The organism is Collimonas sp. GW821-FHT02H07 (genome assembly GCF_059421505.1).
In genome coordinates, this window is record NZ_JBWKVC010000002.1 from 333,772 (window position 1) to 352,014 (window position 18,243).

At 56.6% G+C, this 18,243-nt stretch carries 12 protein-coding genes; 5 read left to right on the plus strand and 7 right to left on the minus strand.

All coding sequences use genetic code 11. The annotated features are described in order from the left end of the window. Positions 1-110: 110 nt before the first annotated feature. Positions 111-2,297, minus strand: coding sequence for a prolyl oligopeptidase family serine peptidase (locus tag AC07V8_RS04685; protein ID WP_494677501.1), 2,187 nt, complete (start codon positions 2,295-2,297; stop codon positions 111-113). 220 nt (positions 2,298-2,517) lie between these two features. On the opposite strand from AC07V8_RS04685, the gene AC07V8_RS04690 reads away from it, so the two are divergent. Then, the gene (locus tag AC07V8_RS04690; RefSeq protein ID WP_494677502.1) at positions 2,518-2,742 is read left to right on the plus strand and encodes a hypothetical protein; all 225 of its coding nucleotides are present in this window, start codon (positions 2,518-2,520) and stop codon (positions 2,740-2,742) included. 86 nt (positions 2,743-2,828) lie between these two features. On the opposite strand, the gene AC07V8_RS04695 is transcribed toward AC07V8_RS04690, so the two are convergent. The 6 genes from AC07V8_RS04695 to AC07V8_RS04720 form a co-directional block, all read right to left on the minus strand. Continuing rightward, positions 2,829-4,103, minus strand: coding sequence for a tetratricopeptide repeat protein (locus AC07V8_RS04695; protein ID WP_494677503.1), 1,275 nt, complete (start codon positions 4,101-4,103; stop codon positions 2,829-2,831). A 93-nt stretch (positions 4,104-4,196) separates the two neighbouring features. Next, positions 4,197-4,631, minus strand: a complete 435-nt coding sequence (locus AC07V8_RS04700) for an ExbD/TolR family protein (RefSeq protein WP_494677504.1) — start codon at positions 4,629-4,631, stop codon at positions 4,197-4,199. Between the two features lie 116 nt (positions 4,632-4,747). Then, the gene (locus AC07V8_RS04705; RefSeq protein WP_098495917.1) at positions 4,748-5,176 is read right to left on the minus strand and encodes an ExbD/TolR family protein; all 429 of its coding nucleotides are present in this window, start codon (positions 5,174-5,176) and stop codon (positions 4,748-4,750) included. A gap of 2 nt (positions 5,177-5,178) precedes the next feature. Further along, a complete protein-coding gene (locus AC07V8_RS04710; protein WP_494677505.1) occupies positions 5,179-6,108 on the minus strand; it encodes a MotA/TolQ/ExbB proton channel family protein in 930 nt (309 codons plus the stop codon). Positions 6,109-6,176: 68 nt separating this feature from the next. Beyond that, positions 6,177-6,833, minus strand: a complete 657-nt coding sequence (locus AC07V8_RS04715) for an energy transducer TonB (RefSeq protein WP_098495915.1) — start codon at positions 6,831-6,833, stop codon at positions 6,177-6,179. Positions 6,834-7,148: 315 nt separating this feature from the next. Continuing rightward, entirely contained in the window at positions 7,149-9,848 is a 2,700-nt protein-coding gene (locus tag AC07V8_RS04720; protein ID WP_494677506.1) for a TonB-dependent receptor, read from the minus strand. A 512-nt stretch (positions 9,849-10,360) separates the two neighbouring features. Here AC07V8_RS04720 and AC07V8_RS04725 point away from each other — a divergent pair. The 4 genes from AC07V8_RS04725 (at position 10,361) to AC07V8_RS04740 (ending at position 18,234) form a co-directional block, all read left to right on the plus strand. Then, positions 10,361-12,115, plus strand: coding sequence for an ABC transporter substrate-binding protein (locus AC07V8_RS04725; RefSeq protein ID WP_494677507.1), 1,755 nt, complete (start codon positions 10,361-10,363; stop codon positions 12,113-12,115). 295 nt (positions 12,116-12,410) lie between these two features. After that, positions 12,411-14,219 (plus strand): ABC transporter substrate-binding protein, encoded by a 1,809-nt coding sequence (locus AC07V8_RS04730; RefSeq protein WP_494677508.1) that lies wholly within the window; start codon positions 12,411-12,413, stop codon positions 14,217-14,219. Positions 14,220-14,376: 157 nt separating this feature from the next. Next, complete coding sequence (locus tag AC07V8_RS04735) at positions 14,377-16,125, plus strand: ABC transporter substrate-binding protein (RefSeq protein WP_494677509.1); 1,749 nt, start codon at positions 14,377-14,379, stop codon at positions 16,123-16,125. A gap of 93 nt (positions 16,126-16,218) precedes the next feature. Then, positions 16,219-18,234, plus strand: coding sequence for a M3 family metallopeptidase (locus AC07V8_RS04740; RefSeq protein WP_494677510.1), 2,016 nt, complete (start codon positions 16,219-16,221; stop codon positions 18,232-18,234). The last annotated feature ends 9 nt before the right edge of the window (positions 18,235-18,243 follow it).

The window sequence follows — 18,243 nt, forward strand, 5'->3', positions numbered from 1 at the left end:
GAAGAATATCGCGTCGAAACCAGGACCCGGCGCAACGGGTATTTCAGGCTAAAAAAAATCCAGCGGCCCTGACAGCCGGCTGGATTTTTTCATTGGCGGCCAGGGCCCGATTAATTTACCGCGGGCTTTGCCGGTTCGCCGGCAACCGCAGCGCCATCCGGCGCAACCTGCATGCCCAGCACCTTGGTCAGGAATCCCCAGCGGTCAGCCACCTCTTCGATCTGTTTCGTCGTCGGCTTGCCGGCGCCATGCCCGGCCTTGGTATCGATGCGTATCAGCACCGGCGCCGCGCCGGCCTGATCGGCCTGCTCGGTCGCCACAAACTTGAAGCTGTGCGCCGGCACCACGCGATCGTCGTGATCGGCGGTGGTCACCAGAGTCGCCGGATAGCAAGTTCCCGGCTTCAGGTTATGCAGCGGCGAATAAGCGTACAAGGCCTTGAATTCATCGGCATTGTCGGAAGAACCGTAGTCGGAAGTCCAGCCCCAGCCGATGGTGAATTTATGGAAGCGCAACATGTCCATCACGCCGACTTGCGGAATCGCCGCCGCAAACAGATCCGGCCGCTGCACCATGGTGGCGCCGACCAGCAAGCCGCCATTGCTGCCGCCGCCGATCGCCAGCTTTTGCGGCGAGGTATATTTATTGGCGACCAGCCACTGCGCCGCGCCGATGAAATCATCGAACACATTCTGCTTGTGCAGCTTGGTGCCGGCTTCGTGCCAGGCTTTGCCGTATTCGCCGCCGCCGCGCAGGTTCGGCAAGGCGTAGACGCCGCCCATTTCCATCCAGGCCAGGTTGGCTACCGAGAACGCAGGCGTCAGCGAAATATTGAAGCCGCCGTAGCCGTACAGATAGGTCGGATTGCTGCCATCGAGCTTGATGCCCTTTTTCGAGACGATGAACATCGGCACCTTGGTGCCATCCTTGCTGCTATAGAACACCTGGCGCGTTTCGAAAGCGCTTGGATCGAAATCGACTTTCGGTTGCTTGTACAGGCTGCTCTTGCCGCTTGCCAGGTCGTAGCGATAGATGGCGGCCGGCGTGGTGAAGCCGGTAAACGAATAGAAGGTTTCCTTGTCGCTGCGCTTGCCGCCGAAGCCGCTGGCAGAGCCTATGCCGGGCAAGGCCACCTCGCGCGCCAGCTTGCCGTCCAGCGTAAACACCTTGATCTGGCTGCGCGCGTCTTTCAGATAGTCGAGCACCAGGCGCTGGCCGACCACATTGGCGCCCTGCAAGGTCTGCTCGGCTTCCGGCACGATCACCTTCCACTTGGCGGCTTGCGGCTGGCGCGTGTCGATTGCAATGACGCTGCCTTTTGGCGCATCCTTGTTCGAGTTGAAGTAGAACACCGGGCCGTCGTTATCGATGAAATCGTAGGACGCATCGAAATCGTCCAGCAGCGGCTGCACGGCTGCGTTCTTCTTGCTCAGATCCTTGTAGTAGACGCGGTTCTTCTGTTCGGTGCCTTGCGAAATGCTGACGATCAGGTACTTGCCGTCGTCGGTGACATGGCCGGCGAAGCCCCACTCTTTCTGGTCCGGACGGTCGTAGACCAGGACATCGTCCGACTGCGGCGTGCCCATTTTATGGAAATACAGTTTCTGGAAATAATTGACGTCGGCCAGCTTGGTCGCCTCTTTCGGCGCATCGTAACGGCTGTAGAAAAATCCGGAGCTGTCATGGGCCCAGGACGCGCCCGAGAATTTCACCCATTGCAAATGATCGGCGGTGTCCTTGCCGCTTTCGATGTCGCGCACTTTCCATTCGTTCCAGTCTGAACCGGAAGCCGCGGTGCCATAGGCCAGATACTTGCCGTCCGGGCTGACGGCGATGCCCGCCAGCGCCACCGTGCCGTCCGCCGCCAAGGTATTGGGATCCAGCAGCAGGCGCGGCTCGTCGTTGATATGCTTGACCGTGTACAGCACCGCCTGGTTTTGCAGGCCGTCGTTACGGCTGTAGAAGTAGCGGCCGCCTTCCTTGAACGGCACGCTGAAGCGTTCATAGTTCCATAGCTTGGTGAGCCTGTCGCGGATCGCGGAACGCGCCGGAATCGTCTCCAGATAGCCTTGCGTCAGCTTGTTCTGCGCCTCGATCCAGGCCTTGGTGTCGTCGCCGTTGGCGTCTTCCAGCCAGCGGTAAGGGTCGGCTACCTTGACGCCGTGATAGTCGTCGGTCTGGTCGATTTTCTTGCTGGCCGGGTAGCTCAGGGGCTGGCTGACCGCCGGGCATTGCTGGGCGATGCTGGCGCCGCTGGCGAGGATGGCGGATAAGGCAAGTGCGTGTTTTAGATACATGTTTTGTCCGTTGTGATTTGGAGTGAAATCAGGCCAGCAAAGAGTCATGCTGTCATCAGGCGCTCGCGGATAAGCGGGCGATGATTTTTTTGCGTTACGTTAACTTTTTTAATAGCAACTATGCTATCTTGCAATTCTAGTATGTAACACACTGTAGCGCATGTCGATCTGTATTCAACAGACACCTATACCTAACTTTTAGAGACAAAGAAAAAACGCCATGAAAACACTACTGATTTGCGCCTTTGCCCTGCCCTTGATTGCTGCCTGCGCTGCACCTTCCAGCGAGCCGGACGGCGCTTCTTACGTGCCGCAGGAAGCCGTGTACACGACGGGCAGCAATCTGCCGACCAAGCAAGCGAAATCATCGAGCGTGCAAACTTTGTCGCCTGAGCAAGCCAGGGACATGGTGTTTCCGGTTGCGCCACGAGGCCCTAATAATTAAGTGCCTGTTTTAAATAGCGGTCAGAAATAAAAAAGAGCTGTTGCAAACCTTGCAAACAGCTCTTTTTGTATCGTCATACGGTGCGCTTAATTCACCGGATGATTTACCTGCATGATCCACAAGCGCGCCAGGTCGGCAACGCCATCCGCACCCTGGACAGTCTTGAAAGCCTGGATCGCCTTTTCCTTCTGTCCAGCCATCTGGTAAGCAATGCCCAGATGCAATTTAGCGTCTTCGCTGCGCTTCAGGCCGCTCTTTTTCAAACCGTCTTCCATCAGCGACAATCCCTTATCGAACTGACCGGCAGTCACCAATGCATAGCCTAGATTGATCTGCCCTGTGCCTTCCTTCGAACTGGATACCGAGGCTTCGCTTTGCGCCATGGTTTTCAGGTCGTCGGCGGCAGCCTTGTTGGCCTGGTCGCGCAGACGTTTCTGTTTGGCGGCATCCGGACCGCTTCCCAGCAAACCGGCCTGGTAACCCTGGTCCATGACTTTCTTGGCTTCCGCAGGGAAACCTGCCAGCAGGGCCAGTTGCGCCATGTCGGTGAATTCAGTGCTGGTTTGCAGCTGGATGGTGGCCGCTTTCAAGCGATAGACATCGAGCACCAGGCGGTCGGAAAAGCCCGGCTTGGACTGCACCTTGTTGAGCAAATCGGCCCAGTATTCTTTCTTCGGATAATAGGTGTTCAGCTTCTCCAGGACGGCCAGATAAGCGACCTTGTCGTTACTTTTCAATGCACAGCTGATCAACAGCTTCAGGTTGATTTCGCTCGGTGCCCGGCCCGCGGCTTCATCAGCTGCAATCACTGCCTGCAGTTCGCTGGTGGCGCGGGGAATGTCGTTACTCAGATAGTACGACTGGATCAGCAGAGTATGCGTTGCCGGATCGTTGCCGCCCTCTTTCTGGGAACGCGACAGCCATTCAATGGCTTTCGGATAATTCTGTGCTTCGTAATACAGGTTGCCCAACGCCTTGACGATCTTGGCCTGCTCCGCAGGAGCCAGGCGTCCGGAAGCGATTACCGCTTCAAACGATTTTCCTGCCAGCGGGATGTCGCCAGCGCTGGCCGCGGCGGCGCCGCGCATGCGGTCAATCGAGTAGATTTCAAATGGCGTCTTGTCGCCGACAGCGTCCGTTTCCGCTATCTTCGCCAGCGCTTCCTTGTACTTTTGTTCTTTGATCAGGCCCTGCGCCGCCTGCAGCGGCAGGCCGATTTCCTGGCGCACGGTTTCGGCTTTCGCCTTGTCGGCATCGTCGGCGGCATAAGCGCTTTGAGTAAGGCCTAAAACAGGAAGCGTCGCGTTGAGGCCGACTGCGGCCAGCAACACAAACATGGGAGCGAAGCGTAATTTGGACATAGCTATTCTTTCAATCGAAAACGAAAATAGGCAGGTTCCAGGGTGTAACCCTAAACCTGCCTATTGCCTGGTGCGAAAAACCAAACCTATTTGTTACTCCATGAACTGCTCGTTGCCGACGATGCCGATCTTGGTGACGCCCAGCCGCTGCGCCGATGCCATCACGGCAGCGACCGACTTGTACTCCACCAGCTTGTTCGGACGCAGATGCACTTCATCGATATTGCCGCCGGCGACCACCGTTTTCAGACGGTCTTCCAGCTCTGCACGGCTGGCCATCGGCGTACCGTTCCACATCACCGTGCCGCTCGGATCGATATCCACCGTGTCGACCACCGGCAGAGCCAGCGGCGGCGGCGGATTACCGGTCGGCATGTTCAGCTTGATCGCATGATTCTGGATCGGGATCGTGATGATCAGCATGATGATCAGCACCAGCATGACGTCAATCAGCGGCGTCATGTTCATTTCCATCATCGGTTCCGGATCATTGGCGTTGCCGCCGGAAGAACCTACATTCATACCCATTGCAATACTCCTAAGATTGTAGGGTGGGCACCTGTGCCCACGCGTTGCTGCACGCATGTCCTGCGCATGACGCGTGGGCAAAACGGCCTGCCCACCCTACGTCCCTGACAAAGGGATCAGTTGCGTGCCGGCGGTTCGGTAATGAACCCGATCTTGGCGATCCCTGCCCGCTGCGCGGTCAGGATCACCTTGCCGATGTATTCATACTTGGTTTGCTGATCGCCGCGGATATGCAGTTCCGGCTGTGGCACTTCTACCGCCACTTCCTTCAGCTTCGACAGCAAAGTCGCGGTATTCGGCACCAGTTGCTCGTTCCAGAACATGTCGCCTTGCTTATTCACCGCCAGGTTGATGTTCTCCGGCTTGGTTTTATAAGGTTCGTCGAATTCGTTCGGCAGCTTCACTGGAATCGTATGTGTCACCACCGGGATCGTGATCAGGAAGATGATCAGCAAGACCAGCATGACGTCGACCAGCGGCGTCGTGTTGATCGTGCCGATCACTTCGTCTTCATCCCCATCGGGAGAGCCGAGTGACATCGCCATGATTAGCCAACCTTTTTGTTGATGTGAGCAACCTGGCTAGCCGAGCTCGAGGACATCACGCCGCTCAGCAGGACCGAGTGCAGGTCGGCGCTGAACGAACGGATTTCTTCCATGGCGCTCTTGTTGCGGCGAACCAGCCAGTTGTAGCCCAGCACCGCAGGCACAGCCACTGCCAGACCGATTGCAGTCATGATCAGCGCTTCACCGACCGGACCGGCAACCTTGTCGATCGACGCCTGGCCGGCGATGCCGATTGCCGTCAGCGCGTGGTAAATACCCCAGACGGTGCCGAACAGACCGACGAACGGTGCGGTCGAACCGACGGTCGCCAGGAAAGCCAGGCCGTCTTGCAGGCGGCTCTGGACTTTTTCAACCGAACGCTGGATCGACATCGTCACCCAGGTGTTCAGGTCGATCTGTTCCAGCAAGGCGCCGTCGTGGTGCAAAGTCGATGTGCTGCCGTTTTGTGCGATGAAGCGGTAAGCGCTGTTTGGCTTGAGGCCGGCGATGCCAGCTTCAACCGTTGCGGCTTTCCAGAAGGTCTTCTTGGCATTTGTCGCCTGGCCCATCAGTTTCACTTGTTCGATCAGCTTGGTGATGATGATGTACCAGCTGCCCATCGACATCAGCACCAGAATGATCAGGGTGCCGCGGGCAACGAAGTCGCCGCCTTTCCACAGGGCGTCCAGGCCGTATGGATTGTCGACGGTTTCCTTGGAAGCCGGAGCCGGCGGCGGGGTTGGGGTGTCGGCCAGCGACGCTGCTGCGGTATCGGCAGCTTTAGGCGCGTCGGCGGCAGCCGGTGCGGAAGCGGTAGCCGAAGCAGATGCTGCGGCTGGTGTCTGGGCGATTGCGGCCAGCGGCGAGATCGTCACAGCGGAGATCATCAGAGCGGCAGCCAGGGCGGATAAGCGGTTACGAGTGGTAGACATACTAATACTCCAAATTTGATAAATTAGATTGCTAGGATAACGGACAAAGTAGTGGTTCTACACGTCGATTATTCGAGCTTCCAGACATACTGCATTTTTGTCGTTGACTGCACGGGTTTACCGTCGGCCATGGCCGGGGTGAAATGGCACAGGCTCCAGGCTTTCACCGTGGCTCTGTCCAGATCCTTGAAACCACTGCCTTTTTCAACAGAAGAATCAATCACGTTGCCATCAGCGCCAATCGTCAGTCTGACAGTCACGGTACCCTCTTCTTCATTACGCAAGGAAGTTCTTGGATACTCCGGCTTTTCGCAATTCCCAGCAATTTTTGCGCTGGTATGGGCGGGTGGGCCTGACTCGCCGGTAGTCGACGGTTGTGCTACAGACGTCGGCAAATCGTTGGTCGGCGGTTTGACGTTGGTGACGGCAGCAATCACATTTTCCTGTGGCGGCGGCGTTACCTTTACCTCGGGTGGAGGTACGAACGGTGGCGGCGGCGCAACCGATTTTGGCGGCGGCGGTACCGGCTTGTCCGGTGGTGGTGGCGGTGGTGGCGGCTTGATCTCCTCGATGATCTTGGTCTCGACCGGTTGCTGAATCACTTCAACAACTTTGCGGGCGAGCCCGGTAACCAGCGCATAAACTAGAGCTACATGCAGAAGAACCACCACGCTGATGCCAACTACATTCTTGGAAGGGTTTCTCCCATCCTGCGTGAAATCCATGCCTCTTTCCTCCGATACTACATTATTCAATTGCCAGAACTGCCTGCAATCTGATGAGTGAACTACTGCCCAGATACGATAACGCAAAAACCATACCAACCATGGTGAGCTATTCCGGCATTTTCATTGCAAATCCTACAAAAAAACCGATCTACCATCACCTAATTTAAGCGTATCTATAAATACTACATCAATGACTCCCAAAAACAGCAGAAAGATGCCACTTAACTTACGTATTCGGAAAAGCCAAAACCACCTGGAAACTTCCCAGGTGGTCTGCTTACGAATAGTGCTTAAGCCAATCGCTTCCCGCTATCAGAAGAATTGATAGTTGGCGCGGACGAAGAACGCACGGCCAATTGGGTCGCCGTAACGTGCATCGTAACCATACTGGAAGTTATCGGTGACGTTAGACGATGGTGGGTCGGTGTTCAACAGATTCTTGATACCGGCAGTCAAGGTCAGGTTCTTGAAGCCAGTGTAGGAAGCTGACACGTTGTAACGTGTGTAGGAGCCGACTTCGTGGGTGTTGTGCTGCTTATCGATCAGGCCGCCGTTTTGATCGCGGTAACCAGTCGTGTACACCTGTTGCAACATTGCATTCCAAGGACCTTTGGCCCAGTTCAATGTTGCAGTATGACGCCAGCGGAAAATCGGACCGCCGTTGGCATACACTGCCAGATTGTTCTGGTAAGCGCCGCCAGCTTCAGTCTGATAGTCATACTGGGTGATGTAAGTGCCATCCAGCGACAGACCGAAATCGCCCAATGTAGTCTTCGGCAGACGCCATGCGAAGCCCAGGTCGAAACCGGAGGTATGGATGTTGCCCAGATTGACGTTGGTGTCAACGATGTATTTCAGGGAACCATCGGCATTGCGGACGAAGTTCGCTGCATACTTGACTGGATCAGCAAAAATATCTTGTTCCGAGATCACGGAGATCTGGTTCTTGATCTTGATGTTGAAATAGTCGATCGATGTCGTGACGTTCGGCAGCGGCTCAGCCACCATACCCAGCGTGAACGAAGTCGATTTTTCCGGTTGCAGCTTGGTGTTGCCACCGATGAAACGGAAGAACTGCTGGTTACAATCGCGCGAAGCATTGCCACCGGCGCCTACGTTGCCGCCTGGGCACAAAACTGGATCGTTGTAAGCGCTCTGTGTATAGGTCGTCGAGTTCGGATCATGCAGTTCGTACAGGCTCGGAGCGCGGAAACCGGTGCTGTAGGTGGTGCGGAACATCAGTTGCTTGGCTGGCTGCCAGCGCAAGGAAGCCTTAGGATTCAGCGTGCCGCCTACATCGCTGTAGTTGTCGTAGCGAGCAGCAACGTTCGCCTCGAGGGTCTTGAAGATAGGCACGTTCAACTCGGTAAACACCGCCTTGACGTTACGGCTGCCCGACGAAGACTGGGCTGTCGAAGAACCGGTACTTTGCGACAGATCGGCGACGTCGTGGTCGACGTTGAAGTTTGCCTTTTCCTTACGCAGTTCGCCGCCGAAAGCGAAACCAACGCCACCTGCAGGCAATTGGAACAATTCACGGCTGGCAGTGAAGTCCAGAGTCGTGACTGTCGTCTTCGCATCTTCATAAACACCCTTTACCTGGGCATTATTCAGATAGGCTTGACCAGCTGCATCCTGCGCACCAAACGGATTGATGACGCCGCTCAGCATGCCGGCTTTAACCAGGTCGTTGTTCAGGTAACCGCGGATCAGATTGTCGTTAGCCTTGCTCATGGCATAAGCCAGACCGGTCTTGTAGTCCCAGCCGGCGACTGTGCCATCCAGGCTCAGCAACAGACGATCGGTAGTGTTTTTGGACTCTGTGACGCGAGCGCCGGTAGCCTGGGAGCGCCAGTTCAGCGCCAATGGACCACCGCTGGCTGTGCCTGGCGTGATGCCATTGCCTGGATAGTAACGGCTGTTCGGATTGATCACGTAGTCGCCGCTGCCGCCGTCATAATTCGCGCTGGAAAAGACGTCAGGTGCAACGTAAGTCCTGATCTTGCTTTCTGAGTGCAGGTACTCGACCGATGCGGTATTGTCCGCGTTCAGCTTGAAACTGCCCTTGCCCAAGACAGCAATTTCTTCTGTCTTTGGCACGATGCCGATAGCTGCCTGGGTGTTGTAACGGCAGATACCGCCTTTAGCGTTATAGGCATAAGGAGGATTGTTGCAGTTTGGCGTCCCGGCGTACGGATTGGTAAATGTGCCGGTGTTGATATCGGTGTAGTTACCTGGCATCGCATTCGCGCTGCCGGTATTCAGGCCGATGCCAGGATTCTGACCACCTGGGGCCGAGAAGCTGCGGTCAGCCGCCTTGACGGCATTCTGTGTGTGGTAGTCGATCACGCCAAAGAAGTTGTAGCCGTCTTTGTCCAGATCGCCCATGCCGCCCGACAGGTTGAAACGTTTTTCAGCAGCGCCGGCTTGTTGCGGCAGAATGCCTTCGGCGCTCAAGTTGAGGCCGGTGTACGAACGCTTGGTGATGAAGTTGATTACGCCGCCGATAGCATCGGTACCGTAAACCGCAGATGCGCCGTCGCGCAGAACTTCGACGCGGTCCAGCGCTGCAATTGGTATCACGTTCAGGTCGACTGCGGAGCCGTCAAACGCGGCATTCGCCAGGCGACGGCCATTCAGCAGCACCAGTGTCTTGTTGGAGCCCAGACCACGCAAGTCGGCGGAAGAACCTACGGTCTTGCCGGCGCCGACGTTGGAAGAGGCTGTGAATTGTGTTTGATTGCCCGAGATGCTGGACAAGACTTCGGCGGCTGTAGTAGCGCCAGTCTTGACAAAATCGTCGGCTTTAATCGTTGTGATTGGCGAAGCGCCTTCGGAGGCAACGCGCTTAATCGACGAGCCGGTAATTTCGACTCGTTGTATTTGTTGCGGTGAATCGTCCGTCTTTGTCTCCTGCGCCTGCACTGAATGGGCCAACAGACCTAGCCCAACAGCTACGCCGCCTGAAAACATCAGTCGCAGCGAACGTGGCAATCCCCGTTCCTTCATCATAACCAAACTCCCTATGGGTAAAAGTTAGAGTTGAAATTTAAGTTTTTGTAGTAAATCTAAGTACGATTTGTTAATCGCCTTCTGAGCGATGCGTCAAAAATCTTTTGCACAACAACGACCAAAAAGCAGATTTCTTTCGCGAGTAAAACAGTGCTACATGGCCATCCCTCTGGTACCAATTTGTAATTGTTTGCCAGAAACATTTCCACTGAAGACTACAAGCAAAAAATATGCCACAGGTTTTAATGCAGCTAAAATAGTGTATCCTAAAAAAAATAAAAACAGCATTTAATTTGGGCAACGCCTGCGAACTGTTGCTTATATACGCCAAATAACAAATACGCATATAAGTATAAGTAAAGTCACGTAGATCGATTTAATGGCGAAACTACGCCATTTCGCGGGCTGTTTAGGCCTAGAATGCGGAACATTTAACTGCCCTGTGGCAAGAAAATAGAGACTGGATTATGTGGAACTTTAAGCAAATTACGCAATCGTGCATTGCACCAATAATGCTCATTTCGTGCGTCGCAGGTGCAGCATTTCCTGCTCAAGCTGGCAACAATCCGGCGGATCCGTCCAAAGTGGTGCGTGTGGCATTGCAGGCCGCGGATGACGGCTTCGATCTGGTGCACACCTACAACGCCTATTCCGCATGGGTAGGCGAGGCCATTTTTGAACGCTTGCTGACCTACGACTATCTGGCGCGCCCATCCAAACTGATCCCCGGAACGGCGGAAGCCATGCCGGAAGTGAGCGATGGCGGCAAGACCTATGTTTTCCACATCAAGAAGGGGATTTATTTTGCCCCCGACCCTGCTTTCAAGGGTGTGCGCCGCGAACTGACTGCCGCGGACTATGCGTATACCTTCAAGCGTTTCCTCGATCCGAAGAACCGTTCTCCCTCTGCCAACGTATTGCAAGGCAAGATCGCCGGCATGGACGAACTGATCGCCTCGGCGAAGAAAACCGGAAAATTCGACTACGACGCCCCGCTCAGCGGCTTGCAGACACCCGACCACTACACCTTGCGGATAACGCTCAACGCCCCGGACTACAACTTCCTGTACATCATGGCATTCGTCGGCCTGGGCGCGCAGGCGCGCGAAGTGGTGGATGCCTATGGCGATCGCACCCCTGCCCATCCGGTCGGCACCGGCCCCTACATGCTGGAACAATACGTACCGCGCAGCAAAATCGTTTTGGTCGCCAATCCCGAATACCGCGGCTACACCTGGGACTTCAAATCGTCCGGCTCAGCCTGGGACGACCAGCTGGTGCACGACATGAAAGGCAAGAAAATGCCCCAGGTCGGCCGCGTCGAGGTCAACATCATCGAGGAGGAACAATCGCGCTGGCTGGCGTTCCAGGGCAAGCAGATCGATTTTGACTATCTGCCCCAGGCGGCGGCACCTACCGTCCTGGACGGCAAAAAGCTGAAGCAATCGTTCATCGATGAAGGCATCCGCCTCGACACCATCACCGAAGCAGGGGTGGTCTACACCTTCCTTAACTTCAAAGACCCCTTGATCGGCGGCAGCAGCCTGGAAAAGAACGCCCTGCGGCGCGCGATCGCGATGGCTTACAACATCGACGATGAAATAAGCCAGGCGCGCCTGGGCCTGGCGGTGAAAGCGCAAATGGCGATACCCGAAGGCGTGCTTGGCCATGACCCCAGCTACCGCAACAGCATTGCCTACGATCCGGTACTGGCAAACAAATTGCTTGATCACTTTGGCTACAAGCGTGGGGCCGATGGCTACCGCACCCTGCCCGACGGCAAGCCGCTGACTTTGAAAATCGCCACGGAAGCCAGCGCGATCAGCACGGTTTTCTCGGAAATATGGAAGCGCGGACTCGATAAAATCGGCATCCGCGTCGAATTCAAGGTCAGCAATTTTGCCGACAACCTGAAGGCGGCGACCGAATGCAAACTGATGATGTGGAACGGCTCGTGGACTGCGGACTATCCTGAAGGCGACAATTTCATGCAGCTGCTGTACGGTCCGAATGTGGGGCAAGGCAATAACGGCTGCTATAGCTCGCCGGCCTATGATGCGCTGTATGTCAAGGCCAAGGCGCTGCCGCCCGGACCGGAGCGCAACCAGCTGTATATCGAGATGAGCCGCCAGATGGAAGCCGATACCGCCTGGGTGCTGACAACGTCGCGTTTGCGCAACTGGATGATACGGCCATGGGTCAAGGGCTTCAAGCGTCACCCCATCCTGCAGGCCGACTGGGAATATCTCGATGTTGAAAAACACTGAGCGCCTATCTATCTTTTTGCGCGGGATTCTGTAGTATGCCGCCTTAACCTGGAACGTACGGCCGTCATCGGCCCCAAACACAACAAAACAGGAGACAACCCACATGAACAGGTTTCAACTAAGCAGAGCAGGCGCACATTATTTCATCTTGATGGATTGCTAAGTAAAAAACAGTACCAGTCGCGCATTCGCTACCCGCCATAGTGCGCGATGTCATTGGAAATGACACTATTTTGGCTAAAGATAAGCAATCTTAAGCACAAGAAAATAATCACCTGCTCAAAAGGCAATGAAAATGCATCGTAAATTATCGAATCTGCTTGGCTTTAAAAAAGTATTGATAGGGCAAATGCTGGTTGTCGCGGCGTTTGCGGGCAGCGCCAGCGCTGCCACCAGCACCAACCCGGCCGACCCGTCGAAAGTGATCAAGATGGGTTTCGAAGCCGCGGACGACGGCTTCGACATGATCAGAACCGCCAATTTCTATTCCGGCTGGGTCAGCGAAGTCATCTACGAAACCCTGCTCACCTATGACTATCTAGCCAGGCCGGCCAAACTGGTGCCGCAAACCGCGGAAGCCATGCCGGAAATCAGTGAAGACGGTAAAACCTACACCTTCCATATCAAAAAAGGCATCTATTTTTCTCCCGACCCGGCCTTCAAGGGCGTGCGCAGAGAGCTGACCGCCGAAGACTATATCTACACATTCAAGCGCGTTCTCGATCCGCAAAGCCGTTCGGTACACGCGAGTTTCCTTGCGGGTAAGATCGTCGGCCTCGACGACCTCGCAGCCCAGGCGCAAAAAAGCGGCCACTTCAATTACGATGCCGCGGTCGCCGGCTTGCAGGCGCCAGACCGCTATACCCTGCGCGTCACCCTCAACGCCAAGGATTACAACTTCCTGAACATCATGGCCTATTCCGCCTTTGGTGCGGTGGCGCAGGAAGTCATCAGCACCTACGGCGCGCAAAGCGGGCAGCATCCGGTCGGCACCGGCCCCTACATGCTGCAAACCTATGTCCCGCGCAGCAAGATCGTATTGGTCGCCAACCCCGAGTACCGCGGCTTTACCTGGGACTTCAAGCCCTCCTCCGACGCCACTGACAAGCAAATCGTCAAGGACATGCAAGGCAAGAGAATGCCTCAGGTCGGCAGGGTCGAGATCAATATCATCGAAGAAGAGCAATCGCGCTGGCTGGCGTTCCAGGGCAAGCAGATCGACTTCGACAAAATGCCCCAACTGGCAGCCCCAACAGTATTGGATGGAGACAAGCTAAAGCCAGAGTACGCCGAACAAGGCATCCAGCTGCAGCGCGTGGTTGACGCCGGCGTGACATACACCGTCATGAACTACAAGGATCCGACCATAGGCGGCAACAGCCTCGACAGGATTGCCCTGCGGCGCGCAATCGCCATGGTGTACGACAACAAGCAGGAAGTCTCCATCTTGCGTAACGGCCAGGCCACCAAGCTGGAAATGTTCATCCCGCCGGGCGTTGTCGGCTACGATCCGACCTATCGCAACAGCGTCGCCTACGATCCGGCACTGGCAAACAAACTGCTGGATCATTTCGGCTACAAACGCGGCGCCGATGGCTATCGCACCATGCCTGACGGCAAACCGCTGCTGCTGAAATTCACGCGCGAACAAGCGGTGTTCTACCAGGAAATGTCCGAATTGTGGAAACGCGGCCTGGACAAGATCGGCATCCGTTCTGAATTCATCATCAACAATTTCGCTGACAACCTGAAAGCCGCCACCCAGTGCAAACTGATGCTGTGGGGCGCCGCCTGGAATGCTGACTATCCAGAAGGCCAGAATTTCATGCAATTGCTGTATGGCCCGAATGTCGGCCAGGGCAATCATGGCTGCTATAGCTCGCCAACCTACGACGCACTGTATGAAAAAGCCGTTGCCTTACCGCCCGGCCCTGAGCGCAACCAGCTCTACCTGCAGATGAATCGGCAGATGGAAGCAGATTCGGCTCTGGTGGTGAACACCACCCGCATCCGCAGCTGGCTGGCGCGGCCATGGGTCAAGGGCTTCAAGAAGCACCCGATCCTGCACGCCGAATGGCAGTACATCGACGTCGACAAGCATTGATCCGCCTATTCAGTAATTGACAAGACACCCTGCTCCGGCAAGCCCTATCAGCCTGCCGCAGTCCGAATTTAGCTAGAGATTTATGAAGGAGACAAATGGTATGAACTCGCTTTGGTTACGCGGGATATTGGTTGCGTGTTTAGCGTGCGCCCTGCCGATGCATGCATCGGCCGCGGCGGCGCCGATTTCGCCAGCTGATCCCGACAAGGTATTGCGCTTCGTCTTCGTGGCGCCGGAAACCGGTTTCGATCCGGCCGTGACGCGCGACCTCTATTCGCAGCTGGTGAATCAATCGGTGTTTGAAACACTGTTCGCCTACGAGTACCTGGCCCGTCCGGCCAAGCTGATGCCTTCGGCGGCAGCGGCCCTGCCGGAAGTCAGCACCGACGGCATGACTTACACCATCCACCTGAAAAAAGGCATCTACTTTGCCGATGATCCGGTGTTCAACGGCAAGAAGCGCGAACTGACCATGGCCGATTTCGTCTACGCGTGGAAGCGCCTGTTCGATCCGCAGCTGGCTTCGCCGCAAACCTGGCTGCTGGAAGGCAAGGTCGTCGGCCTCGACGAAGTCGCCGCGAAAGCCAAGCAAACCGGCCATTTCGACTACGATGCCAACGTCCCCGGCTTTGAACTGCTGGATCGCTACACCCTGCGCATCCATTTGAAACAACCCGATTTCAATCTCGGCATGATCCTGGCGCACCAGCCGACCAGCGCCGTGGCGCGTGAAGTCATCGAGAAATACCGCGATGCCCAGGGCACCGTGATGGGCCACCCGGTAGGCACCGGCCCTTACATCCTGAGCCAATGGATACGCGGCTCGCGCATGGTATTGACCGCCAACCCCGACTACCGCGGCTACACCTGGGATTTCCAGCCCAGCACCGACCCGGGCGACGCCGCCATCGTGGCCAAGATGAAGGGCAAGCGCATGCCGCAGATCGGCCGCGTTGAGATCAGCGTGATGGTGGAAGATCAGTCGCGCCTGCTGGCCTTCGAAGGCGACGAAGTCGACATCACTGAATTGCAAGGCCCGCTGGCGCCGCAGGTCATGTCCGGCGGCAAGCTGAAACCGGAATTCGTCAAGCGCGGCGTGCAGCTGTCGCGCATCGTCGACCCTGAAATCAGCTATTTCTACTGGAATATGCAGGATCCGGTAGTGGGTGGCATGAGCAAGGAAAAGATCGCCCTGCGCCGCGCCATTTCCATGGCGCACAACGTCCGTGAAGAAATCAAGGTAGTCTGGAACGACGAAGCGATTCCGCTGGAATATCCGATCCCGCCAGGCGTGGTCGGCTACGATCCGGATTACAAGAGCAGCATCCAGTACGAACCGGAAGTCGCCAATGCCCTGCTTGACAAGTTCGGCTACAAGATCGGCAAGGATGGCTACCGCACCCTGCCCGACGGCAAGCCGCTGACGATACGCTACTCGGCCCGCGCCGATTCCAACGGCCAGCAGCAATCGGAAATGTGGAAGAAGACCTACGACACCATCCACATCCGCATGGTCGGCGACCTGAAAACTTTCCCCGACCTGCTCAAGGCGGAAAAAGAGTGCCAGATACAAACGCGCACCTCGCCGTGGATTGCCGACTATCCCGACGGCGACAACTTCATGCAATTGTTCTACGGGCCTAACGTCGGCCAGAATAACAATGGCTGCAACAAGATCCCCGAATACGACGTGCTCTACGCCGCTTCCCAGAAGCTGCCGGCCGGCCCGGAACGCGACCTTCTGTATCACAAGATGGCGCGTATCCTGGAAGTCGATGCGCCGTCCCGCATCGGTTATGCCCGCTACCGCAACATGATCGCGCAGCCGCGTGTGATCGGCTACAAGAAGCATCCGGTCATGCCTACCGAATGGATGTATTTCGACATCGAAAAACGATCTAAATAAAACACCGCGGAGCGGGACGGCCAAGCGTCTGCTGCCTCCCGCCTGCTTTCCAAACACTGTTCATTTTCACTCGGCCCATATTTGAGGTAATGCATGAAAACATCGTCACTTTTCTTGCCGGTCACCACAGCGTTTTTCACGCTGATGATGAACCAGGCAGTCGCCCAAGGCGCACAGCGGCCCTTGATACCGCTGTTGCAGGCGGATCAGATTCCCACTCTCTGCAGCAACACGCTGGACGGCCTGCGCAAGCGCGTCGCCAAGCTGGAGAAACTGCCGCCGGCCCATGCCAAAGACAGCAAGAAAGTGCTGACCGAATGGAACGACCTGCAAATCGCGCTGGAAGACCTGCAAGGCCCGGTCGATATCCTCAACAACGTTTCACCGGACGCCAAGGTCCGCAGCACCACTGAAGCCTGCCTGATCGACACCAACAAGTTCGCCACCGACCTGCTGCAAAGCGAGAAGCTGTACGCCCGCTTCAAGGCCATCCAGCCGACCGACCCGGTCGAACAGAAACTGCGCCAGGACATCCTGTACAGCTTCGACGACACCGGCGTTTCCCTGCCGCCTGCAAAGCGCGCCCGCATGAAGGAAATCCTCGACAAGCTGGGCGAGCTGAGCCAGGAATTCGCGCGCAACATCCGCGACAACAACCAGAAGCTGACTTTCACGCCAGCCGAACTGCAAGGCATGCCTGCCGCCTACCTGGCCCGCGCCAAGCGCGACGACAAAGGCAACTACCTGCTCGGCTTCGAATACCCGGATTACAAACCGTTCATGGAATCGGCGGATAACAGCGATGCACGCCGCCGCTACCAGATTGCCTTCACCAACCACGGCACGCCGAAGAACCTGGATATCCTGAAACAGGCCATGGACCTGCGCCATGAAATGGCCGGCCTGTTCGGACTGCCAAGCTATGCCGACCTGGTGACACGCCGCCGCATGGTCAAGAATCCCCAGACCGTGGAAAAATTCCTGAGCGAAGTACAGACCGCGGTCACTGAGCTGGAACGCAAGGAAATCGAGGAACTGCGCGTATTCAAGTCGGAAACCCTGAAGACGCCGCTGGCCGACACCAAGCTGGAACGCTGGGACTCGGATTACTGGCAGCAGAAGATCAAGCAGGCGCGCTACAACGTCGACCAGGAAGCCCTGCGCAAGTACTTCCCTAGCGAAGCAGCAGTGCCGTGGATCCTGCATGTCTCCGGCGCCTTGTACGGCGTCGAATTCAAGCACGTGGAAGTGCCGGTCTGGGATCCTGAAGTCCGGTACTACGACGTCATCGACAGCAAGAGCAAAGAACGCATCGCCGGCATCTATCTCGACCTCTATCCGCGCGAAGGCAAGTACGGCCATGCCGCCGCCTGGGGCACGCGCGGCGTCAGCACGCTGGCCCACCGCACCCCGGTCTCGACCCTGGTCACCAACCTCGACCGCAACGGCTTGAACAGCGACGAACTGGAAACCCTGGTGCACGAATTCGGCCACGTCCTGCACGGCGTGCTGTCGCACACCAAATACGTGGCGCAAGCCGGCACCAATGTCGAACTCGACTTCGTCGAAGCACCTTCGCAGATGTATGAAGAGTGGGCCCGCCGCAAAGAATCGCTGACCCTGCTGGCCGGCTTCTGCAAGACCGCCTGCCCGACCATCGACGACGCCCTGCTGGCACGCCTGACCGCGGCCCACAACTACGGCCGCGGCATACGCTATGCGCGCCAGCTGCTGTACGCGAGCTACGACATGAGCGTCCACAACAACAAGGCGGACAAGGAACAGCCGCTGGCAGTCTGGCAGCAGATGGAAGGCGCGACGCCGCTGGGCTATGTCCCCGGCACCGAATTCCCGGGCCAGTTCGGCCACCTGATGGGCGGCTACGCAGCCGGCTATTATGGCTACATGTGGTCGGAAGTGCTGGCGCTGGACATGCTGTCGCGCTACAACGGCAAGCTGATGAATCCGGAAGTCGGCCATCTGTACCGTAACGACATCCTCTCGCGCGGCGCTGAAAAACCGGCCGGCGAGATGGTCAGCAGCTTCCTCGGCCGCGAGCCGAACAGCAAGGCATTCTTTGACGAAATTTCAGGCCAGCGCCTGCATTGAGCCAGACTA

Coding starts and splice junctions, on each gene's coding strand:
- AC07V8_RS04695 (WP_494677503.1), bottom strand. CDS start 4,103: ATGTCCAAATTACGCTTCGCTCCCATGTTTGTGTTGCTGGCCGCAGTC.
- AC07V8_RS04730 (WP_494677508.1), top strand. CDS start 12,411: ATGCATCGTAAATTATCGAATCTGCTTGGCTTTAAAAAAGTATTGATA.
- AC07V8_RS04685 (WP_494677501.1), bottom strand. CDS start 2,297: ATGTATCTAAAACACGCACTTGCCTTATCCGCCATCCTCGCCAGCGGC.
- AC07V8_RS04700 (WP_494677504.1), bottom strand. CDS start 4,631: ATGGGTATGAATGTAGGTTCTTCCGGCGGCAACGCCAATGATCCGGAA.
- AC07V8_RS04720 (WP_494677506.1), bottom strand. CDS start 9,848: ATGATGAAGGAACGGGGATTGCCACGTTCGCTGCGACTGATGTTTTCA.
- AC07V8_RS04690 (WP_494677502.1), top strand. CDS start 2,518: ATGAAAACACTACTGATTTGCGCCTTTGCCCTGCCCTTGATTGCTGCC.
- AC07V8_RS04705 (WP_098495917.1), bottom strand. CDS start 5,176: ATGGCGATGTCACTCGGCTCTCCCGATGGGGATGAAGACGAAGTGATC.
- AC07V8_RS04735 (WP_494677509.1), top strand. CDS start 14,377: ATGCATGCATCGGCCGCGGCGGCGCCGATTTCGCCAGCTGATCCCGAC.
- AC07V8_RS04710 (WP_494677505.1), bottom strand. CDS start 6,108: ATGTCTACCACTCGTAACCGCTTATCCGCCCTGGCTGCCGCTCTGATG.
- AC07V8_RS04725 (WP_494677507.1), top strand. CDS start 10,361: ATGCTCATTTCGTGCGTCGCAGGTGCAGCATTTCCTGCTCAAGCTGGC.
- AC07V8_RS04715 (WP_098495915.1), bottom strand. CDS start 6,833: ATGGATTTCACGCAGGATGGGAGAAACCCTTCCAAGAATGTAGTTGGC.
- AC07V8_RS04740 (WP_494677510.1), top strand. CDS start 16,219: ATGAAAACATCGTCACTTTTCTTGCCGGTCACCACAGCGTTTTTCACG.